The following is a 20031-nucleotide window of genomic DNA, read 5'->3' on the forward strand; positions in this document are numbered from 1 at the left end:
ATCGGCTTTTCTCGATTGGAAATTAGTGGAGAAAAAACATGATATTTAATTCTCGTTCTCGTCCTGATCTGGCGGAACAAAGCGTAGCACTCGAAGGAGCCCTCCAGAAGCCTCTGTGATCCCTGGAAGCCTCCTTCGAGCCCCGCTGCGCGCGCGTCTCAGGAAGAAGTGGTTGGATGGGATGGGGCGGAAATCTGGATGCCTGGCGTTCTTGCGCGGTTTCGGGATCGGACGCGCGTCGCCTACCGCCCGCTCGACCCGAACCCCCCTGCCCCACGGCCCGAGCCCGATCCGGGCGCGTCGTCCAGCACGGTCAGGACCGGCCGGGTCACGCGGGTGAAGACCAGTTGGGCGATCCGGTCGCCCGGCTCGATCCGGATCGGCCGCGCGTCGTCGCGGTTCCAGGCCGAGACCATCAGGGGGCCTTCGTAATCCGCGTCGATCACGCCGGTGCCGTTGCCTAGCACCAGCCCGTCGCGATGGCCGCGTCCGGAGCGCGGGAAGATCAGGCCGCACCAGGCGGGGTCGCGGATCAGCACGCAGAAGCCCGCCGAGATCAGGGCGGGTGCGCCCCGGGGCGGCAGCGTCAGCGGCGCGTCCAGGCAGGCGTGGAGGTCGAGCCCGGCCGCCGCCGCCGAGCCCCAGCGCGGGAAGCCCCAGCCAGGCAGCCGCGGGTCGAGGAGACGCAGGCCGACCTCGGGGAGCTCGTTCACGCGCCGAGCCGTTCGATTGCCTCGGCCAAGGCCAGGGTGCGCCGTGCGGCCTCGACATGGAGGCGCTCGACCATGCGCCCGTCCAGCGCGATGACCCCGTGGGCCTGGGTCTCCGGTGCGTCGAAGGCCGCGGCGACCCGGCGGGCCTCCGCGATCTCGGCCGCGTCGGGCCCGAACGCGGCGTTGGCCGGGCCGATCTGGCTCGGGTGGATCAGCATCTTGCCGTCGAAGCCCAGGTCGCGGCCCTCCGCGCATTCCGCCTCGAATCCGGCCGCGTCGTCGAGTCCCGAAAAGACCCCGTCGATCGCCTCGATCTCGTAGGCCCGGGCGGCGGCCAGGACAGTCATCAGCCAGGGCACCAGGGCGGCCCGGCCGGGGGGGCGGATCCGCGCCGCCTTCAGGAGGTCGTTGGGGCCGATGACCAGGGCGGCGAGCCTTCCGTCCACGTCCCGGGCGGCCCCGGCGATCTCGGCGGCGTTCACCACCGCCATCGGGGTCTCGATCATCGCCCAGATCCGCGTCGCCGCGGGCGCCCCGAGCCGGCGCAGGCGGGCGCCCACCATGATCAGCGCGTCGGAGCTGCGCACTTTCGGCACTAGGATCGCGTCCGGGCCGGCGCCGGCCAGCGCCGCAAGGTCGGCCTCGCCGTCCTCGGTCTCGGGTGGGTTGATCCGCACCACCACCTCGCGCCGGCCAAAGCCCGGTCCCGAGACCGCGGCGGCCACGAGGGCGCGGGCCTCGGCCTTCTTCTCCGGCGCGACGCCATCTTCCAGGTCGATCAGGATCACGTCGGCGGGCAGCGTGCGCGCCTTTTCCAGGGCGCGGGCGTTGGAGCCGGGCATGGCAAGCACGCTGCGGCGGGGACGGATCTCGCTCATCACGCTTCTCCCGGGCCGGCGGCAATGCCCTTCGGGTGGCCGATAGCTTTCCACCGCGTCCCGGGCAAGAACGCATCGCGGGATGCGGGGACGGGATGGCGCGCTGGGTCGCAGGGCTGGACGGCTGCCGGGGCGCCTGGGCGGGGGCGCTCCTCGACCTCGACGATCCCGGCCGGCACCGCTGTGCCCTGTTCCCCGACGTGGCCGCGCTCCTCGACGCGCCGGAGCAGCCGCTGATCGTCGGCATCGACATACCGATCGGCCTGCCGGACCGGATCTTCTCCGGCGGCCGGGGCGCCGACAGGGCCGCCCGCCTCAGACTCGGCCCGGCACGCTCGTCCGTCTTCCCGATGCCGGCCCGGGCGGCGGTCTACGCGGCGGATTACGACGCGGCCAAGGCCATCGCCCGGGCGACGAGCGACCCGCCCGTCGCGCCCTCGATCCAGGGCTACAACATCTTCCGCTATGTCCGCGCGGTGGACACGTTGCTGCGGGCGCGGCCGGAGGCGCTGGCGCGCGTCCACGAGGTCCACCCGGAGGTCGCCTTCCACGCCCTGAACGGTCTCCGGCCCCTCGGCTTGCCCAAGAAGGGTGCCCGGGCCCGCGAGGGCCATGCGCTGCGCCGGAGCCTGCTGGCGGCGGCGGGCCTGCCGGTCGCCCTGATCGAGGCCCGCACGAAGGGCATGCCCGCCGACGACCATCTCGACGCCCTCGCCGCCCTGGTGGTGGCCCGGGACATCTTCGAAGGCCGCGCGGTGCCGTTGCCGGACCCGCTGGAGCGGGATGCGTACGGTCTGCCGATGGTGATCTGGGCGCCGGCCGCGCGTGTGCCGTGAGCCGCTACAGCAAGGTCTCGCGATCGCTCACAACTTGGTGATCGTGGCAGAGCGGTGTCCGTCCGGGGGGCCGCGCTCTAGCTCAATTGCATGAGCGAACCGAACACACCCGCGATCCGCCACATCGCCCGGGCGATCGTCCTCGACCCGCAGGACCGAATCCTGCTGATCGCCTACGCCTCCGTCCACGCCAGGGGGCCGGACGGCGAGCCGCTCCGCTTCTGGTTCATGCCCGGTGGCGGCCTGGAGCCCGGCGAGGATCACGTCACCGCCTGCCGGCGGGAACTGGGCGAGGAGATCGGACGCGACGACGTCGCGATCGGTCCGCAGGTCGCGGCCTGCGACGGCCCGTTCCACCTGTTCCGCCAATCGCGGGACGCCCGCGAGCGCTACTTCCTGGCCCGCCTACCCGACGACCGGATCGATACCAGCCGGCTCGCCGAGACCGAGGACAACCCGGTGATCGGAACCCGCTGGTGGCCGCTGGCCGAACTCAAGGCGAGCGGCGAGCGCGTCGAGCCGGCAGGGCTGGCCGATCTCGCAGCCGATCTTGCGGCCGGGACTATTCCGCCCCGGCCGCGCGTTCTGACTTGGCACGATCACTGATGCGGATCTCGCACCTGCGAAGATCCCGAACCTGAAGGAGATGGCATGTTCCCTGAATTCCTGACCGAGGGCTACCGCGCGTTCCTGGCCGACCGGTTTCCCACCGAGCGGCGGCGCTTCGCGCAGCTCGCTCAGAGCCAGGAGCCTCAGATCCTGGTGATCAGCTGCTGCGACAGCCGCGTGGCCCCGGAGGCGATCTTCGATGCCGGCCCCGGTGAATTGTTTGTGATCCGCAACGTGGCCAACATCGTGCCGACCTACGAGCCGGACGGCGCCTATCACGGCACCTCGGCGGCCATCGAGTTCGCGGTCCAGGCGCTCGAGGTGAAGCACATCGTCGTGCTGGGCCACGCCACCTGCGGCGGCATCAAGGCCTTCGCCAACAAGGCCGCGCCGCTCTCGAGCAGCAACTTCATCGGCAAGTGGGTCTCTCTGGTGGGCGCCGCGGAGGCTAAGGCCGGCGATTCGAGCGCGCCGGACTACCTGACCCGGATGGAGCACGCCATGGTCAGCCAGAGCATGGAGAACCTGTTGAGCTTCCCGTTCATCAAAGAGCGGGTCGAGGACGGCCGGCTCAACATCCACGGCGCGCATTTCGGCGTCGCCAACGGCGTGCTGCTGGTACGGAATCCGGAGACCGGCGACTTCCACCCGGCGGTGGACGATGCCGGCCGCAAGATCCTGCCGACCGCGGTGGCCTGCGACTGAGGGGCTGCTTCGAGGCGGAGCACCGGGCGCGATCGCGATCCGGTCGAACTCGGCTCATAGGCTGGTTTGACTGGAAGGGGCTCCGCGGGGCGACGTATCCGCACGCCAGATATCCAAACCTTCCCCTCATCCCTCGAAGTCCGCCGGCGTCAGGATGAGGGCGCGGGGGTGGGAGTGTCCAAGGCAGGACATCTTCGTCGCGACCAGACACGAGAAAGGCGGCGGGCTCGCGCCTGCCGCCTCTCGCCGTGCCGCCCGGCCGAAGCCGGGCGATCCTAAAAGATCACATCGCGCCCGGGAGACGCTGGGCGTGGTCGTAGTGCATCTGAAGGGCCGGCAGGGCCTGCTGGGCGTAATTGCGAAGGGCCGGGTTCGGGCCGCCCTGAGCGTAGGCCTGGGTCATGGCGATCGTCATCTGGTGCGCCTGGATCTGCTGGCTGGCGTAGAGACGGTCGAAACGCGGGCCGGCCGGGGTCGCGGACAGCTCGGCGAGCATCGCCTGCTGCTCGGGGCTCGGCGGGACGACCGTCGAGGCGCCGGTGGCCATGGCATCGCCGCGGCCGAGGCGGCTGCCCGCCGCCGCGCCGTTGGCCGCGCCCGTGCCGACGCCCTGAAGGCCGCCGACCGGGCCGCCCGAAAGGGTGCCGCCGACCACACCCGTCGCCGCGCCCACGCCGGCGCCGACAGCGCCGCCCGCCACGGCCAGCGGGGCGGTCACGAGGCCGCCGAGGCCTTCGTCACGAGCCGCCATGTAGTTGTTCTCGCCGCCAGCCAGCGCCACGTTGGCGGCGCGATGGTCGCGGATGACTTCCTGGGCGAACGACCGCACCTTGGGATTGCGCGACTTGGACAGGGCGATCTGCGAGGACTGGACCTCGAAGGCGTTCGCCTGCATCGACTGCAAACGGAAATCGTTGGCGCCCTGCGCGAAGGCGGGGGTCGACAGCGCCAGGACGAGCGCGGACGCAGCAGCGTAGTTCTTAAGCATGAAAACCTCGAGTACGTGTTGAAGACGCGAAGCGGCCCGCGGGGCCAGCAAAGGTCCGGACCTCGTCGAAGGTCCAAGATCTCGCAGCCGAAACCGTACGGCGACACGTTCGCGAATTGGTTCGACAACGGGGCTATCGGCTTATGGTTCCTGCCGTTTTCTGCTGAGAACCTGGGATTTGAGGAACTCCATTTGTGCTGAAGGCTCCGTGACCCTGTTCGGAATCCAGGTCCTGCGCGCCGCCGCGGCGCTGATGGTGGTCTGGCATCACGCACGGCACGAGGCCGGGCTATTGGCTGCGCGCGGCGCCGGCCCGACCCTCGATCCCGGTACGCTCCTGCCGTGGTGGGGCGGGGTCGACCTGTTCTTCGTGATCTCGGGCTTCGTCATCGTCCATGCGAGCGGCCGGCTGTTCGGGGCGCCGGGTGGGCGGGCCCGCTTCCTGGCGCACCGCGTCGCCCGGGTGGTGCCCCTGTACTGGCTGGTGAGCCTGATCGTCCTGGCCCTCGCCCTCGCGCGCCCCGAATGGCTGAGCGATGCCGCGGCCCTCGTCGGCGAGCCGGGCACGATCCTGGCCGGGTTCCTGTTCTGGCCGGCGGCCCGGCCGGACGGCGCCATCCAGCCCCTCTACGGCCTCGGCTGGACCCTCAATTACGAGGCGTTCTTCTACGGGCTCTTCGCCTTCGGGCTGGGCTTCGGCCGGCGCGGCGCCGTGATTTGGCTCGCTCTGGCCCTGGTGCTGCTGGTGACCGCCGGTGCGCTCGTGCCCGGGCTGCCGGTGCCGATCCGGTTCTGGGCCAACCCGATCGTGCTGGAATTCCTGCTCGGCGCCGGGCTCGCCCTCGCCCATCGGGAGGGGCTTCGGCCTGGATCCGCATTTCGCCTCGGGCTCGGGGTGACGGGGATTCTCGGCCTGGCCCTGGCCGCACGCCTGCTCGGCGGCGACGGGGCCGCGGATGGGTTCCTGCGCCCGCTGCTCGTCGGCCTGCCGTCGGCGCTGCTGGTGGCCGCCGCCCTCGGTCCGGAGCGGGACGCCACGGAGATCCGAGCGCTGCCCGCGCCCGCGCGGGGGCTCGTGATGCTCGGGAACGCCTCCTACGCGCTCTACCTCGTCCACCCGTTCGCGCTGCGCCTCGGGCGCGAGGCGCTGCTGCGGCTCGGCCTCGCCCCGATCCTGCACCCCTGGGGCAGCGTCGCCGCGATGCTCGTCGGCAGCGTCGCGGCCGCCCTGCTGGTCCACCGGTTCGTCGAGCGGCCGCTGAGCCGCTGGGCGCGCGACCGCCTGGATCCCGGTGCCGCGCAAAACGGTGTGCGCCCCGTCCCAGCCCCGGTTCCCACCGGGCCTCGGGCGGATTAGCCTCGCGCACCGGAGGAGGATGCCGCGATGAAGACCTTGCTCGTACCCGTCGCGATGCACGACGGCCTGACCTCCGTGTTCGAGACCACGCGGCTCGCGGCGTCGCGCTTCGGCAGCCTGATTGAGGGCGTGTCCCTGCGCCCGGCGCTCGCCGAGTACGTCCCCGTCGACATGGTCGGCGGCATGACCTGGCTGCGCGACGAGGAGGCCGACCGCGCCGAGGCCGAGGAGGCCGGCGGCCGCTTCGTCGCCTTCATGGATGCGGCCGGGATCCCGCGGCACGCCCGCGACGGCCTGTGCATCCCCGAGAAAGTGGCGGATGCCGGGCCGCGCTACCGCTGGCGGCAGGACGTGCCCACCGGCGACGCGTTCCTGGGCCAATACGCCCGGCTGTTCTCGGCCACCGTGGTCGGACGCCCGGGGACCACCGACAACGCCCCGCGGATGACCACCTTCGAGACCGCGCTGTTCGAGGGCGGCCGGCCGATCCTGCTGGCGCCACCGGTCGCCCCGACGTCACTCGGCGAGGCGATCCTGATCGCCTGGAACGGCTCCACCGAGACCGCCCGGGCGGTGGCCTTCGCGATGCCGTTCCTGCGCCGGGCCGAGCGGGTGCTGGTGCTCAGCGTCGAGGGCGGCATGGTTCCGGGGCCGAGCGCACAGGACCTCGCCCAGGCGTTGGCATGCGAGGGCGTGGCGGCCTCGCACCGCTCTCTTCCGTCCGGCCGGCGCGCGCCGGGCGAGACCTTTTTGGCGGAAGCCAAGGCGTTTGGCTGCGATCTGCTGATCAAGGGCGCCTACACCCAGAGCCGCTTGCGCCAGATGATTTTCGGCGGCGTCACCAGCCACGTCCTGGCCCATGCCGACATGCCGGTGCTGCTGGCGCATTGACGGTGATCGGAACCGCCGCGCGCGCCTGGCGTTCGGCCACGGCAGCCGGATCAGGATCACCGTGACGACATTCGCGACTCGTTTCCTCCTCGCCGCCCTGATGATGGTCGCCGGTGCGACCGCCGTCCGGGCGCAGACGACCACCGTGCGGTTCCGCGGCATCGTAGACTGGGCCGAGGCCGACCGGATCCAGATCCGCCGGCCCGGCGGCAGCACGCTGACCCTGCGAATGAACCCCCGGACCCGCGTCTTCGCCGTGACTGAGGCGGCCCTGCGCAACATCAAGCCCGAGAGCTACGTCAGCGTTCTGGCTACGCCCGGCGCCGAGCCGGTTCGGGCCAAGGCCGTGACGCTGTATTCCCCCTCTGAGCGCGGCTTCGAGGCTGGGACCCAGCCTTGGGATACCGACCCGGGCGCGACCCTCACGGCGGGCTGGGTTGCCGACCTTCAGCGCGGGCGCCCGCTCCGGTTGACGTTGGGTTACGGCGGCGGCCAGGCGAGCTTTTCGGTGCCGGATGGGACCCCGGTCACCGCCATCGCTCCCGGTGAGAAGGCCCTGCTCGAACCGGGCGCGGCCGTCACCCTGTTCGCCCAGTCCGGGTCGGACGGGACCCTCTCTGTCGGCACGATCGCGGTGGGCCGTCAGGGGGCGGTGCCTTCCTTTTGACGATTGCGTTGCTGCGGCTGCGTTCTTGATCCGCGCATCGGGCAGGCGCGCCGCGGTCCAGGCTGCGCTACAGGTTCGAGTTATGACCGAGTCCGCCTTCGCCCTCGATCCGCGCCTGGCCGCCGACACCGTCGAGGTGGGTGACCTCGCTCTGTGCCGCGTGCTGCTGATGGACGATGCCCGGTTCCCCTGGCTGATCCTGGTGCCGCGCCGGCCGGACGTCTCCGAGACTACCGACCTGTCCGAGGCCGACGCCGCGGCGCTGTGGCGGGAGATCCGCATCGCCACCGGGGTGATGCAGGCGCTGTCGAAGCCCGATAAGGTCAATGTCGGGGCGCTGGGCAACGTCGTGGCGCAACTCCACGTCCACGTGGTCGGCCGGTTCCGCTCCGACCCGGCCTGGCCGGGCCCGGTTTGGGGTTTCGAAAGCCGAAAACCTTATCCGTTCCATGCCCGCGCCCAGCTGATCGAGCGCGCCGGCACCCTGTTCTCCGCGGCTTGAACCCGTATGACCGATCCCCGCGACACCCTCGGCTTCGTCCGCAACCGCCTCGACCGGCACTCGGCGGAGCAGCCCGAGGAGGCGGTGCCTCCGTTCGATGCACCGGACGCACGCCTCGTCGTGATCTGCGGCGACCGGATCGTGCTGCGCGGGTCTACCGCGCTGATCACCCCGGCCGAGGCGCCGGACCTGTCCGACACGCGCATCTTCCTGGGCCATCGGGACGGGCGGCCGGTCTTCGCCGCGTCGGCGCCGGCCGAGGCCGCGGAGGGTTTTGCCGCCGGCGGGACCCGCACCCTCGACCTGCGCGCCATCGCCACCGAATCCGCCGTCGAGGCCGAGGAACTGGGTCTGCTGGCGGTGGCCAAGTCGATGCTCGACTGGCACGCCCGACACGGCTTCTGCGCCAATTGCGGCACGGCCACCGCGGCGAAGGCCGGGGGTTTCCGCCGGGAATGCCCATCCTGCAACGCCCACCACTTCCCCCGGGTCGACCCGGTGGTGATCATGCTGGTGCGCCGGGGTGAGACCTGCCTGCTGGGGCGCGGCCCCCATTTCCGCCCCCACATGTATTCCTGCCTCGCCGGATTCCTGGAGCCCGGCGAGACCATCGAGGACGCGGTGCGCCGCGAAGTGTTCGAGGAGACGCGGATCCGCGTCGGCGCGGTCACATACCGGACCTCGCAGCCCTGGCCGTTCCCGTCCTCGCTGATGCTGGGCTGCGCCGCTGAGGCCCTCGACGGCGACATTGTCACCGACCCGAGCGAGTTGGAGGACGCCCGCTGGTTCGACCGCGCCGCGGTCGCCGCCATGCTGGCCGGCACCCACCCCGAGGGCATCCAGTCCCCGCCGCCCATGGCGATCGCCAACTACCTGATGCGGGCGTTCGTGGCCGGCGAAACCTGAGCCGTCCGTGCAGTTCTAGCTCTGCGGATAGGCGGTGACGAAGACGCCGTCGCCCGTTTCCTGATGGCGCAACACTGACAGGACGTTGCGGCTCGTGCCATCCGGCATCGGCATGCGGCCCTCGACGGCGAGCTGAGCGCCGGAGCGTCCGTGCCGGATACTGACGACCGGGTTCGTGGCGACACGTTCAAGCAGGGCGTCGGCCAGTGCCTTCGGATCGTCCGGGCGGAAGCCGGGCGCACTGAAGAATGTGGCTTTGGATCCACCGTCCGGATGCGCCAGATCGAGCAGGTAGTGGACGATCTTCTCGTGCGGAACGAGCACGTTCTTGAAGGGAACACGGGAGCCGATCAAAAGATCGGTTCCGCCGTGACTCGGAACTGGTCCGGTTTGAACGTGATGAGGGCCGCGAAGGGTTTGGTGAACTCGACTTCGTAGGCCGCCCCCCGCGCCCAGGTCCCGACGATCGTGCCCTCGCTTCCGGCTGGCAGGATGTGCCCGTCCTCAGTCTCGTGATGATCGACAAGCGCGATCCAGCTCAGCTCGCGGATCGCGGCACTTTGCCCCAAAGCTCGGCCGTAGAAGGTCGAGTCAAATGACATGCGATTATTCTACCGCGGATCACGCCGGCCAGCAAAAGCTATGGGCGTGATTGCTTCGGCATTGCCAATGCTGGATCGTGACTCCACCCCCGGCTGAGTCATCGTTTCTGCGCCGTCCGGTACACGTCGTCCCGGCTGCGCTTGCCGACAGCGATCACGGTCACCGTGATCGCTGCATCGCTGACTCGGTAAACCAAGCGATAGCCGGCGGCGCGCAGCTTGATCTTGTAGCAATCCTTCAGTTCTGCGCCGTGCAGCCTGTCCGCCGGGACATGGGGTGTCTCCAACCGCTCAGCGAGCTTGGCCTTGAACTGCTGGCGGATGGTGTCGCCGAGCTTGCGCCATTCCTTCAGAGCGGAGGGAAGGAATTGCAGCTCATAGCTCATCCAGCGCGACTTTCACCGGCACCTCGCCGGATCGCGCCCGGATCAAAGTAGCCAGCTCGGCGTCGTCGATCAGCTCCATCATCGCCTCGTAGGCGGCCGGAGGGACCATGTAGGCCATGACCCGGTTGTGGTTGAGGATCGCGACCGTCTCGCCCTGCGCCTCACTCAACACGCCGGCGGGACTCTTCTTCAGATCCGACACGCTCACGGCTACGTTCGCCAGCACGGCCTGCATCTCAAGCTCCGAAGGATTCCGTTCTGCCTCCGAAATTCGATACCGGATTCGGTACTGCATTTCGACTCGCCAAACGCCACCCCTCGGGCTCAGATCGCCACCCGCACCGGCGCCGCCTCGTCCGGCACCGCCGCCCGTGTCTCCGAGAATGCCTCGCCCACCATCAGCAGCGCCGGTCCGTCGAGGCCGGCGGCTTCGACATGGTCGGCGAGGTCGGCGGCGGTGCCGCGCAGCGACGCTTGATTCGGGCGGCTGACGTTGAACACCAGCAGCGCCGGGGTCGCGGGTGCCAGCCCTTCCTCCACCGCCCGGGCGAGCAGCGCCCGCAAGGTGCGCTTGGGCATGTAGACCACGGTGGTCACGCTCGGATCGGCGAGCGCGCCCCAGTTCAGGTCGTCCGGAAGGGCGCCGCGGCGGTCGTGGCCGGTGACGAATTGCAGGCGGCGGGCGGCGTCGCGGTGGGTCAGCGACAGGCCCAGCGCCGCTGCGGCCCCCTGCGCGGCCGAGATGCCCGGCACCACGGTGACGGGGATGCCCGCGGCCCGGCAAGCCTCGATCTCCTCGCCGGCCCGGCCGAACACCAGCGGGTCGCCGGATTTCAGCCGCACCACCTGCTTGCCGGTGCGGGCGAGCTGAACCATCAGCGCGTTGATGTCGTCCTGGCGGCAGGACGGGCCGTGCCCGGTCTTGCCCACCAGCATGGTCCGCGCCTCGCGGCGGGCATAGTCCAGGATCTCCGGGGCGACGAGGTCGTCGTACAGGATCACGTCGGCATTGCGCAGCGCCCGCAGGGCCTTGAGCGTGAGCAGCTCCGCGTCGCCCGGACCGGCGCCGACGAGGCTCACCGCGCCGCCCTTCGGCGCCGCCTCGGTCTCGCCGAGCAGCTCGGCGAGGTCCTGCTGCGTCGGGGCGCGGTCCGGCTCCGCGAAGGCGCGATCGGTGAAGCGCTCCCAGAAGCTGCGCCGCTCGCTGAACCCGTGGAACCGGGCGGTGACGCCGTCCCGCCAGTCGCGGGCGGCCCCCACCCAGCGACTGAACCCGCGCGGCAGCATCGCCTCGATCCGGGCGCGCACGGTCTGCCCGAAGACCGGCGCCGCGCCCTCGGTGGAGATGCCGACCACCAGCGGCGAGCGGTTGACGATGGCGCCGAACTTGACGTCGCACAGGTGCGGTCGGTCCACCGCGTTGACGATGGCCCCGGCGCCGCGGGCTGCGACCACGAAGGCGACGCAGTCGGCCTCGTCCTCCATGGCGCCGATGCAGAAGGCCGCGCCCCAGAGGTCGTCGGGCGTCCAGGCACGCTCGTGAAGATCGACGCTGCCGTCGACGATCTCGTTCGGCACCGCGCGCAGCTCGTCGCTGGGCTGAGGCGCGTAGACGTCGACATGGGCGCCCGCGGCGGCCAGGACCTTCACCTTCCAGGGCGCCCCACCCGAGGATCCGGCGAGCACCACCCGCTTGCCGCGCAGGGGCACGAACACCGGCAGCACCGCCAACGGCTCCAGGCCGGCGGATTGGGTCTCGCGGGGTGCGCGGGCCGCGCGCAGGAGGCTTGGGGTGTCGGTCACGAATCTATCCTGAGCCTACATCGTGCCGGTTATCCCAACCGACAACCTCATCCTGAGGTGCCGCGTCGCTGCCGCCGCTCCGCGCCCGCATCCCGGGATGAGGGGGCTGGTGGGACGGGCCGCTCCGTTCTCGATTCGGCATATATCAAAGAATCACGCGGCGCGGGCGGTCTGGCCGGGGAGCATCTTGCGGATCTCGGGGATGCAGGAGCCGCAATTCGTGCCCGCCTTGCAGGCCGCGCCCACAGCCTCGACGGAATCAGCTCCCGCCGCGATGGTCGCGGCGATCACGTCGCCGCCGACCCCATGGCAGGCGCAGACGACCGGCCCGGCCGGCGCGGTGGCGGCGCGTCCCGAGAGCAAGGCGCGGCGCTCGGCCGCCTCGGGGGCCTCGACGGCGAATAGGGCCTTGGCCGCCTCCCAGTCCGGGCGTGCTTCCGCGGGGGCGTAGGCGAGGCTCGCGACCAGCCGCGGGCCGTAGTAGACGGCGCAGCGGTAGCGGTCGCGGGCATGGTCGGCGTATTCGGCGAGTTCGTAGCCGGCGAGCGCCTCGCTCTGGATCAGTCCGCGGACCATCAGCGCCACGGCGCTTGAACTGGCTGCGGTGGCGAATTGCACGCCCCATCCGCCGGTGATCGCCGCCCGCGCCCACCACCAGCCCTCCGGCAGCGCCACCTGGCGGCGCGACAGCAGGAAGCCCCGGGCCCGGTAGGTGACGGGCTCGAGGGCGGCGGGCGTCGCCTTCAACTCGGGCTGGCCCGAGACCGGGTCCGGTACGCCGCGGACGAGGGCGCCGACCCGCGCCTTCGACGCGTGGGCGCTGCCCCAATGCATCGGCATGAACAGGCAGCCCCGCACCACCGTGTCGGTGATCATCACCTCCAATTCGGCCTCGCCGTGCTCGGTCCGCAGGCGGGCGATGCCGCCCTCGATGAGGCCGAGGCCGGCCGCGTCATCCGGATGTACCTCGACGAACGGCACGGCACGATGCGCCGAGAGGCGCTGACTTTTCCCGGTGCGCGTCATCGTGTGCCAGTGGTCGCGCACCCGGCCGGTGTTGAGCACGAACGGGAAATCCTCCGAGACCGCCTGCGCCACGCCCGGAGGCTGCACCGCCACGAAGCGGGCGCGGCGGTCGAAGGTGTAGAACCGGCCGTCGCCGAACAGCCGGGCCCTGCCCTGCGGCGCGCCCTTCGGGCCGGAGCGCTTCGGGATCGGCCATTGCACCGGCAACGCGCTGTCGTAGGCGGCGTCGCCGACGTCGGTGAGCGCGCCCAGATCGAAGTCGCGGGTGCCGTTGTTCTCGTAGGCCGAGAGCCCGGCATGTTCGCGGAACACGGACGCCGCCGACGGGAAGGCGAAGGCGCGATCGTGGCCGAGCCGGCGCCCGACCTCGGACAGGACCGCCCAGTCGGCCCGTGCCTCGCCGGGAGCGGCCAGGAACCGGCGCTGCCGGGAGATCCGCCGCTCGGAATTGGTGACCGTGCCGTCCTTCTCGCCCCAGGCGAGGGCCGGCAGCAGCACCGTGGTCTTGCCGAGGCCCCGCACCGTGTCGGAATCGGCCATCACCTCGGAGACGGCGTAGAGTTCGAGCCCCTTGAGGGCCTCGCGGATCCGATCGGCCTGCGGCATCGAGACCAGCGGGTTGGTGCCCATCACCCACAGGGCCTTGATCTTGCCCCGGGCGACCGCCTCGAACAGGGCCACCGCCTTCATGCCCTCGCCGGTGACGATCCGGGGGGCGCCCCAGAACCGGCGCACCCGGTCCACCTCCTCGGGGGCGAAGTGCATGTGGGCGGCCAGCATGTTGGCCAGACCCCCGACCTCGCGGCCGCCCATGGCGTTGGGCTGGCCGGTGAGCGAGAACGGCCCCATCCCGGTCTCGCCGATGCGGCCGGTGATCAGGTGGCAGTTGATGATGCTGTTGCCCTTGTCGGTCCCCTGCGCCGACTGGTTCACACCCTGCGAGAAGGCGGTGACCACCCGGCGGGTGCCCGCAAACAGGTCGTAGAAGGCGCCGATGTCGGATGCTGGCACGCCGGTCGCGGCGGCGACCGCGGCCACGTCCGGCGCGATGAGGCGGGCGCGGTCGAGGGCGGCATCGAGCCCGGCGGTGTGGGCCTCCACGAAGGCCCGGTCGCGGAAGCCGTTATCCGAAAGGTGCACGAGCAGCCCCGAGAACAACGCTACGTCGCTGCCGGGACGGATCCCGAGGAACAGGTCGGCCTCCTGGCCGGTCTGGGTCCGGCGCGGGTCGATCACTACGAACTTGGTGCCCCGCCGGGCCTTGGCGTCGGCCATGCGGCGGAACAGGACCGGGTGGCACCAGGCGGCGTTGGACCCGACCATGACGATCAGGTCCGCCTCGTCCAAGTCCTCGTAGCAGCCGGGTACGGTGTCGGAGCCGAAGGCACGGCGGTGGGCCGCCACCGCGCTCGACATGCACAGCCGCGAATTGGTGTCGACGTGCGGCGTGCCGATGAAGCCCTTGGCCAGCTTGTTGGCGACGTAATAATCCTCGGTGAGGAGCTGCCCCGAGAGGTAGAACGCGATCGCTTCCGATCCGTGCGCCTCGGTCACCGCGCGCAGTCTTTCCGATACGGTCGACAGTGCCGCGTCCCACGAGGCCTGAACTCCATCGACCTGCGGGTGGAGCAGGCGGTTCTCCAGCGACAGGGTCTCGCCGAGCGCCGAGCCCTTCGAGCAGAGCCGGCCGAAATTGGCCGGGTGCTCGGAATCGCCCGCGATCGCCGCGCCGCCGTTCCCGTCCGGGGTCGCGAGCACGCCGCATCCGACCCCGCAATAGGGGCAGGTCGTGCGCACCGCCGGGTCTGCCACGGACAGGGTCATGGCTGGGTCCTCGAAAGTTCTTTGTTCGATAGCGACCGCAAGAGGTGGGCCGCGCTCCCCGTCACTCGACAGCGAGTGGATCGCCCTCGTGGCCAGATGGGGCGCGGGTCCCCTCTCCCGTTCGGGAGAGGGACAGGGTGAGGGATGCGACCTCTCCAGAGAGACCTGACCCCTCACCCCAACCCTCTCCCGCACGGGAGAGGGGGCGCGTCGCGCTCCGCATGGAACGCGGTGTGACCCCCGTGGCCCGCATGGAGAGGGCGCGGCTCAGTACACGTCGGCCTGGTAGCGGCCGGTCTTCTTGAGGGCGGCGAGATAGGCGACCGCATCCTCGGGGCTCTTGCCGCCATGGCTGGCCGCCACGTCGATGATCGCCCGCTCCACGTCCTTGGCCATGCGCTTGGCATCGCCGCAGACGTAGAAATGTGCGCCGCCTTCAAGCCACTTCCACAGGTCGGCGCCGTTCTCGCGCATCCGGTCCTGGACGTAGGTCTTCTCGTTGCCGTCCCGGGACCAGGCGAGCGACAGGCGGTTGAGCACCTTGTCGTCCTTCAGTGCGTTGAGCTCGTCCTTGTAGAAGAAGTCCGTGGCCTGGCGCTGGTGGCCGTAGAACAGCCAGTTGCGGCCGGGGGCGTTCGTGGCGGCGCGCTCGCGTAGGAACGACCGGAACGGCGCGATGCCGGTGCCGGGGCCGCACATGATCACGTCCTTGGTGAGATCCGCCGGCAGGGCGAAGCCGTGGGCCTTCTGGAGGTAGATCTTCACCTTGGTCTGCTCGGGCAGGCGCTCGCCGAGATGGGTCGAGGCCACGCCGAGCCGCAGCCGGGAGCGGTGGTTGTAGCGCACCGCGTCGACGGTCAGAGACACGATCCCGGTATCCATCTTGGGCGAGGACGAGATCGAGTAGAGCCGCGGCTGCAACTCGTCGAGGGCCTCCAGAAAAACCTCCGCGTCGGGCCGGGCGCCAGGGAATTTGTGCAGGGCGCCGAGCACGTCGAGATAGGCGGCGTCACCGTCCGGGTCTTCTCCGGACGCCAGGGCCTGCGCCTTCTTGCGGGCCGCGCCGGAGGTGAGCAGCGACAGCAGTTGGTAGAGGTTGTCCGGCGCGGCGCCGAGTGCGTAGTCCTTGAGCAGGTGGTCGCGCAGGGTCTGGGTCCCGATCATCCGCTCGGGCCGGGCGCCGAGTTCAGCGATCACCGCGTCCACCAAAGCCGGGGCGTTGGCCGGGAACAGGCCGAGCGAATCCCCGGCCTCGTAGGTGATCGGCGTGCCGTCCAGTCCGATCTCGATGTGCCAGGTCTCCTTCTCGCCGCCCGGCTCGTTGAGGCGGCGGCGGGACAGGAACAGGGCCTCGACCGGGTTCTCACGGCAGAAGCCTTGGGGACCGAGATCGGCTGCCGGCTTGGGCGCGTCGCCCTCGGACGTCGGGGCCGCGGGCGCGCCACCGGCGGCGACGAACTCTTCCTCCAGCTTCTTGAGCATGCGCAGGGTCTCCTTGCCGCCGGGCTGGCAAAGATTCAGGCGCTCCTCGTTCTTCAGGAAGATCGCGTTGGCGTAGTCGGCGCAGTTGTAGCCGCACTGGCCGCAATCCTGCTGGGCCATGGCGGCCATCAGCTTGTGCGGCTCGGGCCGGTCCTTGGCCATCGCCATCCGGTCGCCGATCGGCACGGAGGGGTCGTGCCAGGGCGCGTCGTCGTTGTCGGCCAGCTTCGGGCCGGCGGCGGGCGCGTCGCCGGGAGCGAGGGCGGTGGCTCCCGTCACGGCGGGGCCGAGCAGGGCCGCGAAGTAGCCCGAGAGCCACGAGCGCTGGTCGGCGTCGAAGGGCGCGGTCTCGGGGATCAGGACGAGGGGGGGCGCGACGTGCTGGGTCATGCGGCGGCCTTCAGGGCGGGCTGTTCCTCGGCGGCGTCCCGCAGGGCTTCGGCGCCGGTGCGGGCGGTGAAGGATTGGAAGCTCTCGTCCGGGCTTTCCCGGCGGGCCAGGTAGGTGCGCAGCAGCGCCTCGACCCGGAACGGCGCGTCCTCGGCCTTCACGGCCTTCCAGATCTCGGTGCCGATCTTCGGGTTCTCGGCGAAGCCGCCGCCGACCACGATGTCGTAGCCCTCGACGGTGTCGCCCTCCTCCGAGACGACCACCTTGGCGCCGATCAGCCCGATATCGCCGATGTAGTGCTGGGCGCAGGAATGGTGGCAGCCGGTGAGGTGAACGTTCACCGGCACGTCGAGCTCGGTGACGGTGCGCTCGACATGGTCGGCGATGATCAGCGCGTGGCCCTTGGTGTCGGAGGCGGCGAACTTGCAGCCCCGGGCGCCGGTGCAGGCGACGAGGCCGGAGCGGATGCCGGCCGCCTTGGTGGTCAGGCCGAGTTCGAGGATACGGCTCTCGACCTCGGACACCTTCGCATCCGGAATCCCTGAAAAAATAAAGTTCTGCCAGACGGTGAGGCGGATCTGGCCGTCGCCGCAGTCGCGGGCGATCTCGGCCAGCGCCCGGACCTGGTCGCTGGTCATCTTGCCTACCGGCAGGACGACACCGATCCAGTTGAGGCCGGGCTGCTTCTGGGCGTGGACGCCGACATGGGCGAACCGGTCGGTGGGCCGGCGCGGCGCCACATGGGCGGGATCGACCCGGTCGAGCTTGCGGCCCAGCTTGTCCTCGACGGCGGCGATGTACTTGTCGAAGCCCCAGGCGTCGAGGACGTACTTCATCCGGCTCTTGTTGCGGTTGGTCCGGTCGCCGTTCTCGATGAACACCCGGATGATCGCGTCCGCGACCGCGTTGCAATCCTCGGGCTTCAGGACGATGCCGGTGTCGCGGGCGAGGTCCCGATGGCCGGAGATGCCGCCGAGCACGAGGCGCATGTAGACGCCCGCGGCCACCGCGGCGCCGTCCAGAACCTCGATCGCCTGGAAGCCGATATCGTTGGTCTCCTCCAGGGTCGGCATCACGCCGCCGCCGTCGAAGGCAACGTTGAACTTGCGTGGCAGGCCGTAGAGCGAGCGGTCGTTGATGATCCAGTTGTTCCAGGATTTCGCCAGCGGGCGGGTATCCAGCAACTCCTGGCTGTCGATGCCGGCGGTGGACGAGCCGGTGACGTTGCGGATGTTGTCGGCCCCCGAGCCGCGGGCGGTGAGGCCGATATCCACGAGCCCGTCCAGGAACGGCTGGGCGTGCTCGGGGCCGATCTCGCGCACCTGCAGGTTGGCGCGCGTCGTCACGTGGACGTAGCCGCCGCCGTGCCGGTCGGCGAGGTCGGCGACGCCCGCGAATTGCCAATGGTGCAGGATGCCGTTGGGGATCCGCAGGCGGGCCATGTAGCTGACCTGGTTCGGGGCGACCCAGAACAGGCCGTGGTAGCGCCAGCGGAAATTGTCCTCGGGCTTCGGCTGCTTGCCGGCGGCGGCATCGGCGATCAGGCGGTTATGGCCGTCGAACGGGTTCTCGGCGCGCTTCCACTTCTCCTGCTCGCAGAGCTTGCCGCCATCCTTGACGGTCTTGTCCTGCGCCTTGATGTGGATCGCATCCGGCCCGGTGGGCTCGGCCGGCGCGGCCGGGCCCTGCCCGATCGCCAGGCCGCCGGTCAGGCGGGCCGCGGCGACGCCCGAGGCGAAGCCTTCGAGGTAGCGCTTCTGCTCGGGGTTGAAGCCGTCCGGGGCGGTCTGTGGGGTGGTCTCGGCCATCTGCGCCTCCCTGGATCGCTCGCCGCCGAAGTGGATGCCGGTTAGGCGTAAGCGAGCGTGTAAAATCAAAGGCTTAGTTCCCCTGCCGATCGGCCGGGGAACTAAGCAGCCAGTTGCTCGGGCGCCGGGCGCCCGAACATCAGATCATCGAGGTTCTCGACCGGATCGCCGGAGCGGATCAGGCCCTTACAGGCGCCCTGCTCGGCGATGTCGCCCACGAACACGGCACCGATCAGCCGGCCGTCCCGCACCAGCAGCTTGCGGTAGAGCCCGGCGCCGGGATCGGACAGGACGATCGCCTCGGCATCCTCGGGGGTGTCCACCAGGCCGGCGGAGAAGACCGGCAGCCCGGAGACCTTGAGGCTGGTGGCGAGCGACGTGCCGGCATAGGCGGCGCTCTGGCCGGCGAGGTGGCGGGCCAGGGTGTCGGCCTGCTCGTAGGCCGGCTCGACCAGCCCGTAGATCAGGCCGCGATGCTCGGCGCATTCCCCGAGGGCGAAGACGTTGGCGTCCGAGGTGGTCATCCGGTCGTCGACCTTGATCCCGCGGCCGATCTCCAGCCCCGCCCCCTGCGCCAGGGCAACCGAGGGGCGCACCCCCACGGACATCACCACGAGGTCGGCTGGGAGTACGGTCCCGTCGGCCAGGATCAGGCGCTCGACCCGGCCGTCACCCTCGACCCGGGCGGTGTCGGCCTTGAGCAGCACCCGCACGCCGCGGGCCTCCATGGCCCGCTTCACCAGCCCCGCGGCGTGATGGTCGAGCTGGCGCTCCATCAACCGGTCCATGACGTGGAGCAGGGTCGTGTCGACCCCCAGCCGTGCCAGGCCGACCGCGGCCTCCAGCCCGAGCAGGCCGCCGCCGATGACGATCGCCCGGGCGTGCTGCACGGCGGCCTTGCGGATCGCCGCCACGTCGGCGAGGTCGCGGAACGTGATCACTCCGGGGAGGTCCATGCCGGGCTTGGGCAGGCGGATCGGCAGGGACCCCACCGCCAGCACGAGCTTGTCGAAGGGCAGAACGTGGGTCTCTCCCACGATCACCAACCCGTTCTCACGGTCGATCTGGGTGACCGGGGCGCCGGTGATCAGGCGGATGCCGTGGGCCGCGTACCAGTCGAGGCCGCGGAATTCGCAGGCCGCCTCGTCGACTTCGCCACCCAGCAGCGAGGACAGCAGGACCCGGTTATAGGCAGCCTTCGGATCGGCGCCGACGCAGGTCACGTCGAAGCGGCCGGGCGACCCTTCGGTCAGGCGCTCCAGGAAGCGGAGCGAGGCCATGCCGTTGCCAACGACGACGAGCCGCTCGCGTGGAAGGCCGGTCTCGGCGCGCGAATCGTGTGCGCTGGTATCCATTGGGGATGTCGCCATCTCTCGATCGCGTCGGGAACCTCGAGTGCAGGATCGTCGGCGGACCGCCCACGAAAAAGCCGCTGCCGGTCATCCCCCGGGGCAGGCTTCTGCCGCAGGAGAACCGGATCAGCGGCCTCGCTGACGGCGCTGCCCGTCGCCGTTGACGGACGCGAGCTATCAAGCAGATCCTGTGCCAAGCACGATCCGCATCGGTAAGGTGTTCTGATTGCGAAATAAATTTCGGTAGCCTAGAAGGCCTTGCACGCTGAAGCGTGGTGCATTGCACTGCATAAAAAGCAGGCGGGT

Annotated in this window: 20 protein-coding genes; 8 read left to right on the forward strand and 12 right to left on the reverse strand. The window is 70.5% G+C overall.

From position 1 onward, the window contains the following. Window positions 1-242: 242 nt before the first annotated feature. Both dut and MFF40_RS08890 read right to left on the reverse strand, forming a co-directional pair. A complete protein-coding gene (gene dut / locus MFF40_RS08885) occupies window positions 243-713 on the reverse strand; it encodes a dUTP diphosphatase (protein WP_147896329.1) in 471 nt (156 codons plus the stop codon). Beyond that, on the reverse strand, window positions 710-1591 hold the full coding sequence (locus MFF40_RS08890; protein WP_147856743.1) for an HpcH/HpaI aldolase/citrate lyase family protein: 882 nt from the start codon (window positions 1589-1591) through the stop codon (window positions 710-712). The genes dut and MFF40_RS08890 overlap by 4 nt, the downstream gene beginning before the upstream one ends. A 95-nt stretch (window positions 1592-1686) precedes the next feature. On the opposite strand from MFF40_RS08890, the gene MFF40_RS08895 reads away from it, so the two are divergent. The 3 genes from MFF40_RS08895 to MFF40_RS08905 all read left to right on the forward strand — a co-directional run bounded on the left by MFF40_RS08895 (window position 1687) and on the right by MFF40_RS08905 (window position 3741). Next, entirely contained in the window at window positions 1687-2427 is a 741-nt protein-coding gene (locus MFF40_RS08895; RefSeq protein ID WP_147896330.1) for a DUF429 domain-containing protein, read from the forward strand. Window positions 2428-2517: 90 nt separating this feature from the next. After that, a complete protein-coding gene (locus MFF40_RS08900; RefSeq protein WP_147896331.1) occupies window positions 2518-3033 on the forward strand; it encodes an NUDIX hydrolase in 516 nt (171 codons plus the stop codon). A gap of 45 nt (window positions 3034-3078) precedes the next feature. After that, window positions 3079-3741 carry a carbonic anhydrase gene (locus MFF40_RS08905; protein WP_147856742.1) on the forward strand — a complete coding sequence of 221 codons (663 nt, stop codon included), beginning with the start codon at window positions 3079-3081 and terminating at the stop codon, window positions 3739-3741. A gap of 283 nt (window positions 3742-4024) precedes the next feature. Here the strand turns inward: MFF40_RS08905 and MFF40_RS08910 are convergent, their stop codons facing one another. Beyond that, the gene (locus tag MFF40_RS08910) at window positions 4025-4729 is read right to left on the reverse strand and encodes a DUF4142 domain-containing protein (RefSeq protein ID WP_238260182.1); all 705 of its coding nucleotides are present in this window, start codon (window positions 4727-4729) and stop codon (window positions 4025-4027) included. A 208-nt stretch (window positions 4730-4937) separates the two neighbouring features. On the opposite strand from MFF40_RS08910, the gene MFF40_RS08915 reads away from it, so the two are divergent. From MFF40_RS08915 to nudC, 5 genes are all read left to right on the forward strand, one after another. Beyond that, on the forward strand, window positions 4938-6086 hold the full coding sequence (locus MFF40_RS08915; protein ID WP_187278024.1) for an acyltransferase family protein: 1149 nt from the start codon (window positions 4938-4940) through the stop codon (window positions 6084-6086). Window positions 6087-6113: 27 nt separating this feature from the next. Further along, complete coding sequence (locus MFF40_RS08920) at window positions 6114-6977, forward strand: universal stress protein (protein WP_147856303.1); 864 nt, start codon at window positions 6114-6116, stop codon at window positions 6975-6977. Between the two features lie 61 nt (window positions 6978-7038). Beyond that, the gene (locus MFF40_RS08925) at window positions 7039-7644 is read left to right on the forward strand and encodes a hypothetical protein (protein ID WP_147856304.1); all 606 of its coding nucleotides are present in this window, start codon (window positions 7039-7041) and stop codon (window positions 7642-7644) included. 82 nt (window positions 7645-7726) lie between these two features. Beyond that, on the forward strand, window positions 7727-8146 hold the full coding sequence (locus MFF40_RS08930; protein ID WP_147856305.1) for an HIT domain-containing protein: 420 nt from the start codon (window positions 7727-7729) through the stop codon (window positions 8144-8146). A gap of 6 nt (window positions 8147-8152) precedes the next feature. Next, a complete protein-coding gene (gene nudC, locus MFF40_RS08935) occupies window positions 8153-9052 on the forward strand; it encodes an NAD(+) diphosphatase (protein WP_147856306.1) in 900 nt (299 codons plus the stop codon). A 15-nt stretch (window positions 9053-9067) separates the two neighbouring features. Here nudC and MFF40_RS08940 read toward each other — a convergent pair whose 3' ends face one another. From MFF40_RS08940 to MFF40_RS08980, 9 genes are all read right to left on the reverse strand, one after another. After that, on the reverse strand, window positions 9068-9406 hold the full coding sequence (locus tag MFF40_RS08940) for a DUF6883 domain-containing protein (RefSeq protein WP_238260183.1): 339 nt from the start codon (window positions 9404-9406) through the stop codon (window positions 9068-9070). After that, window positions 9403-9654: a DUF4926 domain-containing protein gene (locus tag MFF40_RS08945; RefSeq protein ID WP_187277834.1), complete on the reverse strand. Its 252-nt coding sequence runs from the start codon at window positions 9652-9654 to the stop codon at window positions 9403-9405. Before MFF40_RS08945 ends, MFF40_RS08940 begins: the two co-directional genes overlap by 4 nt. Before the next feature lie 98 nt (window positions 9655-9752). Then, window positions 9753-10040 (reverse strand): type II toxin-antitoxin system RelE family toxin, encoded by a 288-nt coding sequence (locus tag MFF40_RS08950; protein ID WP_147856308.1) that lies wholly within the window; start codon window positions 10038-10040, stop codon window positions 9753-9755. Next, complete coding sequence (locus MFF40_RS08955) at window positions 10030-10275, reverse strand: type II toxin-antitoxin system Phd/YefM family antitoxin (protein ID WP_147856309.1); 246 nt, start codon at window positions 10273-10275, stop codon at window positions 10030-10032. Before MFF40_RS08955 ends, MFF40_RS08950 begins: the two co-directional genes overlap by 11 nt. A gap of 89 nt (window positions 10276-10364) precedes the next feature. Beyond that, window positions 10365-11843, reverse strand: coding sequence for a siroheme synthase CysG (gene cysG, locus MFF40_RS08960; protein ID WP_147896334.1), 1479 nt, complete (start codon window positions 11841-11843; stop codon window positions 10365-10367). Window positions 11844-11996: 153 nt separating this feature from the next. Beyond that, window positions 11997-14693 carry a nitrate reductase gene (locus MFF40_RS08965; RefSeq protein ID WP_147896335.1) on the reverse strand — a complete coding sequence of 899 codons (2697 nt, stop codon included), beginning with the start codon at window positions 14691-14693 and terminating at the stop codon, window positions 11997-11999. Between the two features lie 267 nt (window positions 14694-14960). Further along, window positions 14961-16565 (reverse strand): sulfite reductase subunit alpha, encoded by a 1605-nt coding sequence (locus tag MFF40_RS08970; RefSeq protein WP_147896336.1) that lies wholly within the window; start codon window positions 16563-16565, stop codon window positions 14961-14963. Next, on the reverse strand, window positions 16562-18373 hold the full coding sequence (locus MFF40_RS08975; RefSeq protein ID WP_147856327.1) for a NirA family protein: 1812 nt from the start codon (window positions 18371-18373) through the stop codon (window positions 16562-16564). Before MFF40_RS08975 ends, MFF40_RS08970 begins: the two co-directional genes overlap by 4 nt. A gap of 101 nt (window positions 18374-18474) precedes the next feature. After that, on the reverse strand, window positions 18475-19728 hold the full coding sequence (locus tag MFF40_RS08980) for an NAD(P)/FAD-dependent oxidoreductase (RefSeq protein ID WP_238260184.1): 1254 nt from the start codon (window positions 19726-19728) through the stop codon (window positions 18475-18477). Window positions 19729-20031: the final 303 nt, after the last annotated feature.

The organism is Methylobacterium mesophilicum, assembly GCF_022179445.1.
GTDB classification, from domain to species: domain Bacteria; phylum Pseudomonadota; class Alphaproteobacteria; order Rhizobiales; family Beijerinckiaceae; genus Methylobacterium; species Methylobacterium mesophilicum.